Origin of the sequence: Mesorhizobium sp. L103C119B0 (assembly GCF_000502235.1) — a bacterium.
GTDB lineage: Bacteria > Pseudomonadota > Alphaproteobacteria > Rhizobiales > Rhizobiaceae > Mesorhizobium.
On the sequence record NZ_AYXE01000003.1, the window covers coordinates 648,283 to 663,787 of the forward strand.

The window sequence follows — 15,505 nt, forward strand, 5'->3', positions numbered from 1 at the left end:
CCACCAGAGAAACGCCGCTAGACTGTTGCGGGGCCGGCAGCTGACTGGCAGCTTTTGGGCTGAAGTCGTGAATAGGCGGACGTTTCGCTGCCGTCCCATTGACGACGTTCGTGTCTGGTCATGGGAGCGGGCGAGCTCCTCCCGTCGTCGGCCATCACTTCAGATCATCAATTTGCGCGTTGCGGTTCCACTCTGTCGTCCGGGATGCCTAGCAGGTGACATTGCGACGAAAGCTGACATACCGAGTCGCAAGCAATCGAGGCCTGCTTTCCCCTGATCTAAGGTAATCTTAACTGGTATGCGTTGAACGATGTGGGTGAAATTGCCGGCCGAGTTGTCTGCCGGTAGGAGTGCAAACTGTGCCCCGCTGGCTGGCGACAAGCTCTCAATGCGTCCCTCCCGGGGACGGCTCGACTGATACTGCAATCCTGCCGCCAATGCACAACGCGGCAATCTGTGTCTCCTTGAAAATTGGCCACGACCTACGCTCCGAGGAACGACGGCGACCAACAGAGTGCCTGCGCGCACATGCTGCCCGACTCTTGCCTGACGTTCGCCGACCCAGCCGTCACGCGGCGAGGTTATGATGCGCATCGAGCATTTGGCGACGATCTTGCAAAGAACGAGGGTTAAAAACACTCGGTCATGTATCGGTTGAACGACGCCATGAATGAATGCCATATGGCATTGGCTTTGTGGGGAGCGAACTATGAAATATCTTGGGGCAACCGCATTGGTTTTCTACGGTGTCGTTGCGGTCAGCGGAGCGCAGGCCGCCTGCTACGACATCTCAAAAGGGCAGCCATCGCAGCTGAGCGGCCAACTCGATCGTCGGATACTTCCCGGGCCGCCGAACTACAAAGACGTGCAGGCAGGAGATCAGCCCGAGCCGACTTACCTACTGGAACTGGATGCCGACATCTGCCTTGAGGGCGCGGACTTTGCTGATCCCGCATCCAGTTTCCGCGAGGTTCACGTCGTGCCGGTGGGCGGTATGGAAAGCGCCATGGCATCGTTGATCGGACGCCGCGTGACTGTCGGCGTCGTTGATCGATGGGCTGCAAATAACGCAAATCACCGAGCCCCGCTCATGGCCGTTGTCGGGAGCATCGCGCCTGAAGAGGACATCACTGAACAATATGGCACTGCCGCGACTGTCGTGCGGGCGTTTTATCTGGCCCTCGGCACTGGGGACGGCAAGGAGGCGGCGCGGTTTGTAGTTCCAGAAAAGAGCACCAAGGGTCCTCTCTCCGCAGCCGCCCTGAGTGGCTTCTACGGAGGGATGCAGGCGCCGCTTAAGCTTCTCGGCATACAAGCGAAGGCAGAAGACTTGTTCTTCGTCAGCTATGCGTTCAGGAAGGGTGCGACGACATGCACTGGCCGCGCCGAAGTGAGGACAGTGAATGAGGGCGGCAAGGACTACATCGAAGGCATAAAGGCACTCGATGGCTGCTGATAGGATCGAGCCGTTGAAGTGTCCATTCGGTGGGGCTTACCTTCGCATATTAGCGTCGAAGGGTCTTGGGACATCCCGATCACGATTCCCGCAGTGAAGCCGAGGCATTCACTCGTGACTAAGCCATATATCGATGCGGTAGCGGTCAGAACCTTGCATGGGCAATAGACCGTCCGCGCGCGTTCCCACTCCTGCAGCACGAAGGATCGGACGCATCTCCTCCAGCACCGCTCCAATTCTCCATTCCTCGGCGCTCGGCGAGGCATAGCCAACGGCCTTGGGCACCAGCGCACATTGCGGTGTGGTGTTCCTGTCAAACTGTTCAATTCTGCCCGGAATGACGCGCAACGATTCAAAAACATATCCGTTGATCGAACTGCGAATTGAGGCCGCATCGACCGGGGCTCCGCTGCAGACATTGATATAGACCCAGCCTATCGGCCTCGGGTCGCCAGGAATCGATCGATAACTCACCTTGCGGCCACTGATGTCTGGCGGCTCCGAGCGCACAACTGCGGGTTTCGGCTGGACGGCGGAAGGCGCCTCGGGTGGATTTGAGGGAGGACGATAGCCGGCGACCAGGTTCCGCGTGGCTGCCGTCGAAAGCCGATTTTGGCTGGCGGAGCCTACGCTCGCCAAAAGCCGACAAACGCCGCCCTCGGTCGAGTGGTCAAACCCAACGCAGCCCGAACGCGAGGTGCAAAGGGAACGACACGCCTCCAAGGGTGCGATGACCTGCGCGCTGACGAACCCGTTCAGTGAGGTCCCGGGATAGTCGAAGAACACTGCCGTGGTTTGCGCGCCGATCGGTTGAATGCCGACTAGAAGGACGAGAGTTGCCAGAGACGACCCGGCGACTCCGAGCACGAACTCTTGGAATCCGCAGCGAAAAAGATGCGCAAACATGTTTCCCCCGGCCGCTGTTATTCTGTTTCAAGTGGACTTGATCGCCAAGTCAGCGAAGTTCGCCGGCTTGATGTCATGACTGGCGACGTGAAGGGTCGAACTAGACGGCCAGCCAGGATTCTCATGACAGGTCGCGATCTTTCCTGTTGCCTCATTTTTCTTTGCCGTAGGCAATGCCCCTTTAGGGCTCGGCAATACCAGCCCGGCGCCACCGTAATTCTCCAGAATTTGCATTTCCAGCTATAAATGGGGGATGAGCACCGCGAAATTGGGTTCAAGATAGAAACGGTCGCCAAGACGTGAAATAGGCTGCGAGCCCGCTACAGGTTAAGCATCTGAGTCGAATCTACTTGAGGGCTCGTTGACACTGCGTTTTTTACGTCGAAATATGAGGCCGGGGACGCCGCATGGTCAACGATTTATTGCGGCAAGGGGAAGGTGCCTAATGGCTCGGGGGGGCAATGTCCACTTCGTTCGTTCAACGTCCGCGCGTGCCGTGGACGTGTTAGCTGTCGCAGGGAAACCGCTGTGGCGCGACTGCGAAACGGCATTCGCCCGCATAGATGAACTGTGCGGGGACAACACCTCGCGGCTGTTCGCGGAACCGAACGCCAAGGAGCAGGAGGGCGGCCGCCTGGTCGTGGCGTGGTTCAGCAGCTTCGACGAGGAGCCGAAGCAACTGGGCGAACTCGATCGGGGAAAACGGTCGCGGATCGAGTCGAACTTGGCCGCGCGGATCGAGGCGCTTCGACCAGCCTTGGCGGACCGGGAAATCGGCGGGACCGTTGGGGCGATGCTCAATGTCGCGGACGAAGCCTCTATCGTCGCCGTCGGCGAGAACGCCGTCCTCACGAATTGGGGAGTGCTGCCGGAGGAAGCCCGCTCCTCCCGCGCCGCATTCGTGCGGCACAGCGAGCAGACAATTGGCCCCTACCTTCCAAGCGGCATGTCCCCCCGGGTGCCTGGTCAGGCGTGGGCTGCCCTGGGAGGTTTCGCCACTGCCGGACTGTCTCCCCCGCGGCGCGTGATTGCACCCGAGGCCACCGCAGCATCCACGCAAGAGGCTCAATCAACGGCGCCAGCTCGACACAAACAGTCTTGGCTTTGGCCCATAGCTGCCCTTTCGTTGGTGTTCGCCGCCTGCCTGATCTACGCGGCCTCGCCGGGCAACCTCGTTTATCCGGAAGCGCTCCCGCCGCCACCGACAGCTCCACTCGTGAACAACGAGGAGGTCAACCGGAGCCTTGAAGAGCGAATCGGCAAAATGAAAAGGGAGCTCGCAAAGGCTGCATGCGAGGCAGATTCATCTGTTCTCGGTCCGCCGCTCCATGAGTCCGGCGGTGGAACAGAAAACGGCGCGTCAGGAGCCGCCCGCGGGCAGGCGCCTGCCCCCGGCTCACCGCATTCGCTTCTCGCCGCCCTGGACTCGGCGACGGTCCTCGTGCTCGCACCCTCGGCGGACTCCCTCAGCACTGGAAGCGGGTTCTTTGTGAGCCAGAGGGAAATCCTCACCAACAACCACGTTGTCGAGGGCGCCGGGGGGACGGTATTCGTCGCCAGCAAGGCACTCGGGCGTGCGGTTCCCGCCCGTGTCGTTGCAAGATCCGCAAGCAGCGAGACTGGAAATCCGGACTTTGCCCTCCTTCGGGTGGATGATGCCCCCAGCACTGTGAGGCCCCTGCACCTTTCTACGGAAATCGCCAGGCTGGACAGCGTCATCGCGGGGGGCTTTCCGTCATTCGTGATGTCGATGGACAGCACTTATCGAGCGATCCTCAATGGCGACACCACGGGGGTTGCCAATCTTGAGATGGTCGTCACGCAGGGCAACGTCATGGCCATGCCTCAGGGCGGGGCGGCAAAGGTCATTACCCATTCCGCGAACATTTCCCCCGGCAACAGCGGAGGTCCCCTTTCGGACGCCTGCGGCCGGGCCGTCGGAGTCAACACCTTCATAGTCCTCGACGGGGGGAACGTTCAGAAGCTGAACTTCTCCCTCGGCGCGAGCGACGCCATCCGGTTCCTGTCAGCCAACGGCGTGACGGTGGCCGGCGCCGATCAGCCGTGTAATCCGGCCACGGGAATAGCCGCGGCCGCAGGGCCAACGGAAGGCCCTGTCAAATGAGCCAGTTCGTCGCGACCACGACCCTCAGCCTGATGCGTTCCCTCGGGTCGACCGCGGAGCGCTCGGTCCATAGGCTTCAAGCCGTGCTCGGACGGGAATTCCCCGGGGGCATAGGGCTCGAGCTGGCCGAACCGGTGCCGCGAAAGGACGGCTCTGGGATCGACTGGTATACCGAGCGCGACGAGCCTCTTGTCCGGCTGACGGACCTCCCGCCCGAAACGGCGTCCGTCTACAAGGCGCGGCTCGACCAATCCGTCCGCGCAGTTCTTCGTGCGGCCGCCGCGCATGAGGCTCGCACCGACCCGGCAGCCCGCTCGACGGCTACTGCGCTGCGCAACGCGGTGACATTCCCCGACGACGAGAACGTATGGGTTTCCGGCGGCTCCGACGAGAGCGACGGAGTGCTCGTGCTTACGGCATGGGGTTACGAAAAACATGACGCGGAAACCAGCGGCAAGGGACAGATTGCTGAAGCCGCCCGGGACCGCCCGCCGACGGCTTCTGTTGCGGACACAGCAACGGAGCGGCCCGTGCGATCTGCTGGACCTGCCTGGTGGCAGTCGGTCGCCCGCAGGCTTCTTTGGCTTGTTCCCGTAGCACTCGCGGGGGCGACCGCGTGGCTGCTGCTCCCGGCTTGCGGCTTGGTCCTTCCGTTCGGAGTCACCGCATTTGGAAAGGGCGGAGGCGCTTACTGCGCCCTTGCGGCGCCGCAGCCGACTGTCGACCATAGTAGCTTGCGCACGCGGGAACTCATGTCGGAAGAAGCTGTCATCGAGGAGCAGCTGCGGCGGCACCTGAACTCGTGCCAGCCCCCCGCTCCGGCGCCAAGGGCCGAGCAGACTGACCCAGCGCAGGAAGCAGACAATCGCGTCGAAAGCGCAGGCGGTGCGGAAGGCCAGACGCAGGTGACGCTCATCTGGAACAACCGGACCGACCTGGACCTCTTCGTGAAGTGCCCGGACGGCGGAATGGTGCTTCTGGACGGACAGCCGAAATGCGGGGGCGTGCACGACATCGACATGAATCTCAATGGAGAGAGCACCAAGCCGGTCGAACACATAACGTGGGCGAGCAAGCCACCGCCCGGACACTACGAGGTCTACCTGAGAATGTTCAACAAGCGCGGAGATCCTGCCCGGCGGACGGATTTCAACGTCATCCTCAAGAAGGGTGACGCCACTCAAAGCTACCCGGGCAGCGTGACTGAAGAGTCTCACGACGCGACGCAGATGAAAGTCACGGAGTTCAATGTTCCATGACTGCAGCAAGCCGCCACCAGCCTGACAGGACGAATCGATGCTGACCAACCTCGCCGATTTCAGCGACGGCTTCACGCTGGTGCCGGACAGCGGCATCCAGTTCGTCGAGTTCGGGTTTGACTTCGACGCTTCGCCGCGTCTTACGAGGTCGTTCATCGAGCGTGTGTCGCCGGGCGAAACGGGGTCGGATGGAAAGACGCTGATCCGCCTGCTTCCGAACTGGAACGATGACGACCCCGACTCTGACCAGCCGCCGTATCCCCCGAGTGGCGACGACGTGGTATACGACATCGCGAAGTCGAGGGCGCTCGAGACCTTCCTCGACCGCTGGGTTCCGGTGCCGTTCTTCAAGATCGAACCCGGAAAGGACTCGCTGGGCAACGAAATTTACGCACAGGGCCCGACCGACTGGGTCCGGGTAAGGGTTACGGAAACCAGGAACGCCCATGGCGACCGGAAGGGAACGCACAGGGCAATCTTCGCATTCGACAGCTCGCTTGCGCCCCGCAAGACGAACCGTCCCTATCTCGCGCCCTGTCCGGAAGACGCGATGCGGACAGAATCGTTCCGGTTCGTCAGCCAGCTTCCAGACGTCATCTCGTTCCTGTCCCATAAGGTCGACGTTCCCGGACAAGGGCCCGTGGACGCCCAGAAATGGCTGGACGATTGGCTGAGGGACATCCTCCACTCCTTCAAGAAGCTTCAGAGGAAGGGCAAGGAGCTGAGGCCCGATGACTTTCCTTTCCAGTTCGAGCACCTCGCCCGCTACATAACCTTCGTCCAGTTTCTCGCCAGCGTGATCAAGCCCGTTCGCGTCACCCTCATCGACACGGTCAGCGACAACAGGAACGTCCATCCAGTCGACGTCGACCTGGTGCTCGACATCGGGAACTCGCGGTCGTGCGGACTTCTGATCCAGTCGTTCCCGGACGACGTGAACGTCGACCTCAACAACTCCGTCGTGCTGGAATTGCGCGACCTTTCCAAGCCCGAACTCGTCTATCGCGATCCGTTCGAAAGCCAGTGCGAACTGGTGGCCGGGGAATTCGGAGCGGAAGACATCGCCAGGCGGTCAGGCCGACCGCGGGCATTCTTTTGGCCAAGCCTGCTCCGCATCGGCCCCGAGGCCTCCCGCCTGCGCGGGGAGTCGGAAGGCACCGAGGCGGCCACGGGGCTTTCTTCGCCGAAGCGGTACCTGTGGAGTTCCGATCCGGTTCTCCAGGAGTGGAAGTTCCGCTCGGCCTCGGCGGGCCATGCGGGAACCGAGCCGCTGATCGAGCGCTCCATGTACCGCTTCATAAACGACCGTGGCGACGTCCTCGAACAGCTCGAGAGCGACAGGCGCCAGTTCAGGTTGAAAGTCAAAGAGAGCGAACTGCAGACGGCGAGCCGCTTCTGCTTCTCGAGGTCGTCCTTCTTCACGTTCATGCTTGTCGAAATCATTGCGCAGGCGATGTCGATGATGAACAACCCCGGCACCCGCCGGGAGAGAAGACTCAAAGATTCTCCGCGACGCCTGCGCAGGATCATCCTGACGATCCCGTCAGCGACCCCGATCCAGGAGCAGCGCATCCTGCGGTCGCGCGCAGAAGCCGCGGTCAAGCTTCTCTGGTCCCTGTCGGGATGGGGCGACAGCGACAGCGGCATAAACAGCCAGCGTCCGGAAATCCACTGCTCCTGGGACGAGGCGAGTTCAGTTCATCTGGTCTATCTCTACGGCGAGGCCGTGCACAAGCTGGGCGGGTCGATCAGGACGCTGTTCGACATGCTCGGCAAGGACAGGGAGAGGCCGAAGGCGCTCCCGGCGTCCAAGGCCAAGGAGAAGCTCGAACGGTCCCTGCGCGTCGCCAGCGTCGACGTGGGCGGCGGCACCACCGACCTCATGGTTACGACCTATTTTCAAACCGACAATGTCGCCCTTTTCCCCGACCAGAACTTTCGGGAGGGATTCCGTATCGCGGGGGACGACCTCCTCAAGGTGGTTATCGAGCGGCTTGTCATACCCAGGCTCGAGGAAGGCCTGGCTCAAGCGGGCCTCCCGAACGCGCGGAACTATCTCAAGGACCGCTTCGCAGGCGACAACCCGAACATGTCCGAGCAGGAAAAGCACCTGCGACGCCAGTTCGTTCTGCAGGTTCTGCAGCCAATCGCCATCGCGGTTCTGTCCGAATGCGAAGCGATGCCTGCGACGAGCCGCAAGACGGAAATCCGGAAGGCAGGCAGTTTCTTCGAGACCGGGGGACGAACGACGGCCGGAGGCGACATTCCGGTTGACGCGCGCATCCTCGGATATCTCAAGGACAGCATAGGGGCTCTGGGAGCCGGAGAGTTCACGGTCTCCGACTGCGACATAGCAGTCGACCCGCTGGCGGTCGAAGAGTGCGTCCTGTCGATCTTCGACGGCGTGTTCGACAACATCGCGGAAGCGATCAACCATCTGGACGCTGACGTGGTGCTGCTGACCGGGCGGCCGATGCGCCTGCCACAGATGATAAGCCTGTTCATGAACAAGATGTCGGTCCGGCCTGACCGCGTCATTCCGATCAAGGACTATCGCGTCGGCACGTGGTATCCCTTCCGGGGCGTCAGCAACACGCACATCGACGATCCAAAGACGACCGCGGTCGTGGGCGCAATGCTGTGCGCGCTCGCGGAACGGCAGATCACCAACTTCACCCTCTATTCCCAGTACCTCCGGATGAAGTCGACGGCCCGGTACATCGGTCGGCTTCAGGGCAGCTCCGTGCTGCCGGACGAAACCCTGCTTTTCTCGGACATCGACCTCGATGCCGCAACGGCGGAAGCCGAGGCGGAATTCGACTACCACAGCCCGCTTCGCATTGGCTTCAGGCAGCTTCCACTGGAGCGCTGGGTGGCGACTCCGCTCTACAAGCTGACCACCGCGCAGACGCGATCGGCGCGGAGCGTGCGAAAGCCGGTCCGCGTCACGATCGCGCGCAATGTGCAGGTGCCGGAAGACGACGAGGCGAACGAGATCGCGCTTCTTACGAGCGAGGCGACCCGCGAGGAGTTCGTGGTTCAGGACGCGGAGGACGCCGACGGCTCTCCGGTCAAGCGCATCATGGAGCTGAAGCTGGACACGCTCGCGGTCGAGGCGGGCGACGGCTACTGGCTCGATACCGGAATTATCTCCATCCAGTGAAAGCTGAAGGCATGCGTAAAGAGTTGAAGAAGACCTGCGACACGGCGCTGAAATCGGCGCAGGAGGGCCTTGTCTGGATCGGAGCCTCAGCAAACGCGGAGCGGGTCGGCAGCACGCGCTCGGGCGCCGAGCAGCAGCTCAAGAAGTCGATCGTTGCCACCCGGAAGGCGATGCTGGCCATAGACCGCCCCATGTGCGTCGGGGTGTTCGGCCCCAGCCAGGCTGGCAAGTCTTATCTTGTGTCCGTCCTGGCCCGCAATGGAAGCGCGCCCTTGATGGCTCGCTTCGGCGATCTCGGGCGGGAGGTCGATTTCATCCGGGAGATCAACCCCGGTGGCGATCGGGAGTCGACCGGGCTTGTCACCCGCTTTTCGGTTCGAGAAGAGCCAAGTCCGCCCGGCGCGCCCGTTGTGCTGAGGATGCTGAGCGAAACGGACGTGGCCAAGGTCCTGGGCAACAGCTTCTTCCTTGACGGAGACGCGAAGAAACGCGCGCCGCTGACTTCCGACACCGTCCTGTCCACCCTGGAAAGGGCGAAGAGCCGGGCTATGCCGCAGGCAGCGACGGATGGCCTGGCCGAGGAGGACGTGTGGGACCTCCAGGAGTATTTCGAGAAGCAGTTCGCCGGGTTGCCGAACATCGAGACGCTAGGGGCCTACTGGGAGGAAGCGGCCTTCCTTGGCTCCCGGCTTTCCATTGCCGACCGCGGCGACCTTTTTTCCGTGCTATGGGGCGGTCTGCAGAAATTTACCGATCTCTTCGTCGAACTCGTCACCGCCCTTGAGAGCCTTGGGTTCGCCAAGGATGCCTACTGCCCTGTCGAGGCGCTGGTTCCCCGGGAAAGCAGCATCATAGACGTCGAGACGCTGCGGGGGCTCGGAAAATCCGGCCAGGACGAGCTGCTGATCCGGCCAATGAAAGGATCGACGGTTTCGTTGCCGAGACCCGTTATCGCCGCATTGGTGGCTGAACTCCGGATTGCGATATCGGAACAGCCATGGCCGTTCTTCGAGCACACAGACCTCCTGGACTTCCCGGGCGCTCGCAGCAGGCAGAAGGTGGACCTTCAGGCCTTCATCGAGGGCAACCCCGACGCGCTCAAGGAACTCTTCGTCCGGGGCAAGGTTGCCTACCTCTTCGACCGCTACGTTGCAGAGCAGGAGCTTTCGAGCATGCTGCTGTGCATCAAGCCCTCGAACCAGGACGTCGCGACCCTTCCCGACATGATCGACGACTGGATCAGAACCTCGCACGGGGAAAGCCCGCTCGATCGGGCCCGGACCGAGACTGCGCTGTTCCTGGTGCTGACGATGTTCGACATGCACTTCAGCGAAAAGGCGGGCGAGGAAGGACAGAGCCTGGCGGATCGTTTCAGCGCGCGCCTGGGCGCCTCGCTAACGCGCTTTTTCGGCAAGGCCCACAAGTGGCCGTTCGAATGGATGCCGGACAGGCCTTTCAACAACTCTTACTGGCTGCGCAACCCGAACTTCAAGGCAGAGTCCCTGATCAAGTACAAAGGCGGCGTGGAGACCGAGATATTGCCCGACAAGGTCGCGAAGGTCGCCGCGCTGCGCGAGGCGTATCTTCAGGTCAGTGAAGTTCAGCAGCACTTCCGCGAGCCGGCCAAGGCCTTCGACGAGGCCCTCAGGCTGAACGATGGCGGCGTAAGCTATCTGGCGGAGAACCTCGCGGCCATCTGTCGTCCCGACATCAAGTATTCACAGATACGAGGCCGCGTCGGGGACATAGCCCACGATATCCGCCGTGTGCTCGCTCCGTATTTCATCGAAAGCGACATCAACAAGCGGATAGCCGAGCGTCGGGAAGTCTCGGACCAGATTCTCGCAAACTTCACCGAGGTTTGGGAGCGGGACCAGTTCGGGACCGCCATGAAGATGCTGCAGATATCGCAGAACGGAATCTCCGAACACCTTCACATCGAGTACGGCAACCGCCTCAAGCGGCAGAACGCGCCGGAGGAAGGTTCCGAAGGACGGACAGACGCCGCGGCGAAGAAGCGACCGGCGCCTCCGCGGCCCGGCGCCCCTCCATTGCCCGGCAGCAAGAAGAAGGTGGCCGCGGCCGTGGTTTCCTCCGGGGAGTCGGTTTCGCAGAAAGCGCTGCCGCGCGAAGCCTATCTCGCCCGGTCAGCCATCAGGCATTGGACGGACGGCCTTTTCGCACTCGCGAGAAACGACAATGCGTTGCAGGCCATTGGCCTCGGGCAAGAGTCCGCAAGCGAGTTGGTCGCCGAGCTTACATCTGCCGCGCGGCGATCGGGGCTCGAAGAGCGCATAGCCAGGGACCTTGCCAAGCTCTCGGGAAGTTCAGTCGAAAGGTCCGACATCCTGCTCGAGAAGGCTGGCTTTCTTGCCACGAGCCACATCAACCGTTTCGTCAGCACGCTTGGCTTCGACGCGATGCCCGAGAACAAGCGGCCTCTGGCTCCTGACGGCACTGAGAACGGTGAAGTTAGGGTTTTTGCCCGCCGTCCGAGCGTTTCAGACTGCGACGGGCTTGGGGTGGAGCGGCGGAACTTCTCCTACCTCGCGCTCTCGGAGTGGATGTACGCCTTCCACCAAGTGGTTACTGACAACGTCCTCTCGGGCGAAGGGATCATTATAAACGTCGAGGAGAACGAGCGCCTGAGGGCCATACTGGACGCGCTCGATGAGTCCGCGCCGCTGCTTGGTGCGCCCGTTGGGACTGCTCGATGAACAAGGTTGCGGTCAAAGTCAGCGAGGACGAGACGCGCCTGTTCGGGCATGCCCTGATCACGTTCCCGCAGGAACTAGGCAGCTCTCCGGGGTTGCGACTGTCGATCATGCGCAAGTCCAAGGACGCTCCCTATCTTGGCGCCGCCGGATGGCAGGCGCGTCCCGCAACCGTAGAGGCAGCGGTCGTCAGCCGCGGCGCGAATTCGGCCACGCTGGTCGTCGGACCCGAGGTCTGCGACCAGATCCCGGTCGACCTGCAGGTGAAGATCGAAGTCGAAGGCCATGACATTGAGGGGAGCGCCTTCTGGCCGCCGATCCCACCCAGCCCGGGAGCTTGGTCCCAGGAACTGACCCCTTTCAAGATGTCCATTCCTCAGGCTATAGAACGGGAGCTTGAAGAGGCCCTCGAACAGGTTGTTGAGCTGCCACGGGTGGTGGAGCCGAAACCCCAGCCTTTGGCCCAGCCGCCAAAGAAGAGGCGGTTCTTGTACCTACTGATCCCGTTGGCGCTGCTTCTGGCAGGGGGAGGATACTACATTGCCGACAGCAGGGGTTGGTTCAACAACCCCGAGCCTTTGCTCGCGCGTTTCGAGAGGCTGAGGCTGACGGACACTAACGGCGTTGAGCTGTTCGCCCTAAGCGGCGAGGCATACCGGGAAGGCGCCGGCGGAATCGGCTTGCAGGCGATCAATCTTGCGATGGAGCGGGGCAACAAGGACGCGAAACTCGAGATTGCGCGCTGGTACGATCCAAGCTCCTTCGAGCCCAGCAGAGCAGATCGACCGGATGCGAACAGGGCGGCGAGGGCCTATTTCGAACTGTCGGTAGAAGGCGAGACAGCGGCCAGGGAAATGCTCCGCTCCCTCTGCGCAAAGAGCGCGAGTTCTCCTCAAGACCTTGGGTTCAATGGGTTCCTGAAGGACACTTATTGCGAGGGGACGCTGGAATAATGATTGAAAATCACAAGGTCCGGCAATTCGCCGCCTATGGAACCGTCAGAGGGACAATGGCATGCTGAAGAGCAGCTTCGACAAGTATTTCCTCCACTTCAGGGGGTACATGGCGGCTATGGCTGCTGCAATCTTGCTGGGCATGACCCTGTCAGCGGGAGCACAGGAAAATTCCGCGGCGAACGAGCTTTTCAACTACCCGGACACTCTGCTGAACGGGATCGTCAGCGCCCAGTTTTCCAAGCCGATAGAAGAATGCCGGAAACTCTGCGAGGCGCGTTCGGGATGTCAGGGGTTTGACCATTCTCAAAAGGACGAGTGCCGCCTGTTCGCGAGCGTGGGCGCCGGACGCGTGAACGTGGGTTCGACCGCTGCGACGCGCAGCCTGCTTTCAAATTACACCGACCCGACAAATCCTCCGCTTGCAGCCAGGCTGGCGAAGCTCAAGGAAACCGACACTGACGGCCATGAACTCTTCGCGCTAAGCGAGGAGGCTTTCAAGCGCGGAGACCGGAGCGTCGGGCTGCAGGCGATCAATCTCGCAATGCAGAGAGGCAACCAGGACGCGAAGCTCGAAATGGCGAAATGGTATGATCCAAGGACCTTCGCGCCGGACCGCGTGGACGCGATCGACTCCAATAAGGCGGCGCGTTCGTATTTCGAACTCGCGCTAGAGGGCAATGCGCAAGCCAACAACCTGCTGAGCTCGCTTTGCGTCGACGCTAGCGACACGGGCTCGAACCACGCCAACGCATACGAGAATTTCCTTCGCACCACCTACTGCGAAGGGTCGATCAGTCCTTGACCCAACCGCTCTTACATATCGGTTTCATGGGTTGGGCCAAGGGAAGCGGAATGCAGCGGAGGCGGCATTGGTTGCGCGTGGTCGGAACAGCGTCGGCGGCGTTTCTGCTGACATTTTCGCTTGCGATGCCTGGAATTGCTACGCAGGCATTGGCGCAGGCGTCAGGAGGCGAACTTCTCGAATATCCAGAGACCGCATTGAGGGGAACCCCCAGTGCCGAGTTCCGGCGACCTTTGGACGACTGCCGGAAAATCTGCCTGGAGCGTTCGGGCTGCGCCGGGTTCGATCACTCCTCTTCAACCAACCTCTGCCGTTTGTTTCCAGCGGTCGCCTCAGCACAACCTGACCCGCTCTCGACCGGCGGCACCCGCCAGCGGATTCCAGGCTATCACGATCCCGCCAATGCCGAGTCCTGGTACTATGCGTCCTTCAGCGGGGTTGACCTTTGGGGGGGCGATCTCGTGTCAAAAGGCATCGATGCGCCCAACGCCGAAAGCTGCTCGGCTCTGTGTGACAGCCGAACCTCCTGCCGGGCGTTCACCTACAATCAGGAGGTGAATCGATGCTTTTTAAAATCGGGCTTCGATTTCGTGCAATCCTACCCTTTGGGACGGTCCGGCCTCTATTTCAAGGCTAAACCATCGGCCCCTCCTCCGACCTTGACTGCCGACTGGGAGCTTTTCACCCTGAGCGGCTTCATTGGAAACGGCATGGAATCGCCTGCGATCTCCTATCAGGAATGCATGGGGCAATGTCACTCGGACGGTGGATGCGGTGGGTTTACGTGGGTGACCGTGAGACCCAACCGATGTTTCCTGGTCCAGGGAACCAACCTGTACCCGGTGCGGCGAAAAGGCATGACGTCGGCGCGAAAAAACAGCCGGACGGTCACTCCCGACTTTGTACATCCCGTCGCTCCGAGGGACTAAAACATGCCGCCGCGGATCGCATTTCTCACCGCTGTTGCCTGCGCCTTTTTTGGCCTTTCCTCACCGCTGAAGGCTGACCCCCCAGTGCCGAGAGCCCGCATCCCAAACGTCGACCTGCATCGCATAATCGAAGACGCCAGGCTGCGTCAGATGATCGGGCAGATGGTGCTGGTTGGCTTTGTCGGCAGCGAGCCCGGTGCCGAGGGATACGCGAGAGTCGTCAGGCAAGCGGAGGAAGGAAAGATCACGGGCGTCATTTATCTGGGGCGCAATATCGACGGCCTGAAGCAAGTGCGGCAACTGAACGAGGGCCTGCAGCGTTTCGCGGCAAGCCCGCTGCTCATCGCTGTCGACCAGGAGGGCGGCCGTATCCAGAGGTTCACTGGAGCCATGGGGTTCAACGAGACGCCGAGCGAGGCGACTGTGGCTAAGTCCATGAGTCCAGACGAGGCCAGCGTGATTTACCAGGACCTCGCTTCCGCTCTCTCGGATCTGGGATTCAACCTCAACTTGGCTCCCGTCGTCGATGTCAACGTCAACCCGGCAAATCCCATCATTGGCAAGCTTGGCAGGAGCTTTTCCGCCGATCCGCAGACGGTCGAGGCATACGCGAAGGCTTTCGTCGAAGCGCATCGGGCGAAGGGAGTGCTAACGGTCTTGAAACACTTCCCTGGGCACGGTTCCAGCACCAAGGACAGCCACAAGGGCATGGCCGACGTTTCCAAGACATGGAGCGATAAGGAACTTCTCCCCTACAAGAACCTGATCGCGTCGGGAGATGTCGACATGGTCATGTCCGCCCATGTGATAAATAACAAGCTTTCCTTTTCGGCCCAAATCCCCTCCTCGCTTTCCCGCGCGACGTTAACCGGGCTGCTGCGGGACAAGATGCACTTCAAGGGCGTGGTTATCAGCGACGACATGCAGATGCAGGCCATTACCGACACCATCACCTTTGAGGACTCGGTGCGCCGAGCCGTTTTGGCAGGGAACGACATCCTGATATTTGCCAACGACAAACATCCAGACCCCCTGGTCCCGGAAAAAGTTGCCGCCCTCCTGTCCGAGGAAGCGCGCAAGGACCCGGAAATGCTTGAGCGGATACAGAAATCCTACGAGAACATCATGCGCCTGAAAAGGAAGCTCGCACCGGCCGTTTCCGAGGACACGACCATTTTACAGGAACGGTAGCGCG

General features: G+C 61.3%; 10 protein-coding genes. 9 read left to right on the top strand and 1 reads right to left on the bottom strand.

What is annotated here, in order from left to right:
* Window positions 1-709: 709 nt before the first annotated feature.
* Window positions 710-1,456, top strand: a complete 747-nt coding sequence (locus X728_RS158870; protein WP_023692428.1) for a hypothetical protein — start codon at window positions 710-712, stop codon at window positions 1,454-1,456.
* A gap of 108 nt (window positions 1,457-1,564) precedes the next feature.
* On the opposite strand, the gene X728_RS158865 is transcribed toward X728_RS158870, so the two are convergent.
* Window positions 1,565-2,362 carry a PAN domain-containing protein gene (locus tag X728_RS158865; RefSeq protein WP_023692429.1) on the bottom strand — a complete coding sequence of 266 codons (798 nt, stop codon included), beginning with the start codon at window positions 2,360-2,362 and terminating at the stop codon, window positions 1,565-1,567.
* A 496-nt stretch (window positions 2,363-2,858) separates the two neighbouring features.
* On the opposite strand from X728_RS158865, the gene X728_RS1000000167715 reads away from it, so the two are divergent.
* From X728_RS1000000167715 to X728_RS158835, 8 genes are all read left to right on the top strand, one after another.
* Window positions 2,859-4,487 (top strand): serine protease, encoded by a 1,629-nt coding sequence (locus tag X728_RS1000000167715; protein ID WP_245266086.1) that lies wholly within the window; start codon window positions 2,859-2,861, stop codon window positions 4,485-4,487.
* Window positions 4,484-5,746 carry a hypothetical protein gene (locus tag X728_RS158860; protein WP_023830982.1) on the top strand — a complete coding sequence of 421 codons (1,263 nt, stop codon included), beginning with the start codon at window positions 4,484-4,486 and terminating at the stop codon, window positions 5,744-5,746. Before X728_RS1000000167715 ends, X728_RS158860 begins: the two co-directional genes overlap by 4 nt.
* 37 nt (window positions 5,747-5,783) lie before the next feature.
* The gene (locus tag X728_RS158855) at window positions 5,784-8,909 is read left to right on the top strand and encodes a virulence factor SrfB (protein WP_031195053.1); all 3,126 of its coding nucleotides are present in this window, start codon (window positions 5,784-5,786) and stop codon (window positions 8,907-8,909) included.
* Between the two features lie 11 nt (window positions 8,910-8,920).
* The gene (locus X728_RS158850; RefSeq protein ID WP_023830984.1) at window positions 8,921-11,626 is read left to right on the top strand and encodes a virulence factor SrfC family protein; all 2,706 of its coding nucleotides are present in this window, start codon (window positions 8,921-8,923) and stop codon (window positions 11,624-11,626) included.
* Window positions 11,623-12,576, top strand: coding sequence for a hypothetical protein (locus X728_RS158845; protein WP_023830985.1), 954 nt, complete (start codon window positions 11,623-11,625; stop codon window positions 12,574-12,576). The genes X728_RS158850 and X728_RS158845 overlap by 4 nt, the downstream gene beginning before the upstream one ends.
* A 61-nt stretch (window positions 12,577-12,637) precedes the next feature.
* Window positions 12,638-13,381, top strand: a complete 744-nt coding sequence (locus X728_RS158840; RefSeq protein ID WP_023692436.1) for a PAN domain-containing protein — start codon at window positions 12,638-12,640, stop codon at window positions 13,379-13,381.
* Entirely contained in the window at window positions 13,378-14,310 is a 933-nt protein-coding gene (locus tag X728_RS1000000168495) for a PAN domain-containing protein (protein ID WP_023692437.1), read from the top strand. Before X728_RS158840 ends, X728_RS1000000168495 begins: the two co-directional genes overlap by 4 nt.
* Before the next feature lie 3 nt (window positions 14,311-14,313).
* Window positions 14,314-15,501 carry a glycoside hydrolase family 3 protein gene (locus X728_RS158835; RefSeq protein ID WP_023692438.1) on the top strand — a complete coding sequence of 396 codons (1,188 nt, stop codon included), beginning with the start codon at window positions 14,314-14,316 and terminating at the stop codon, window positions 15,499-15,501.
* Window positions 15,502-15,505: the final 4 nt, after the last annotated feature.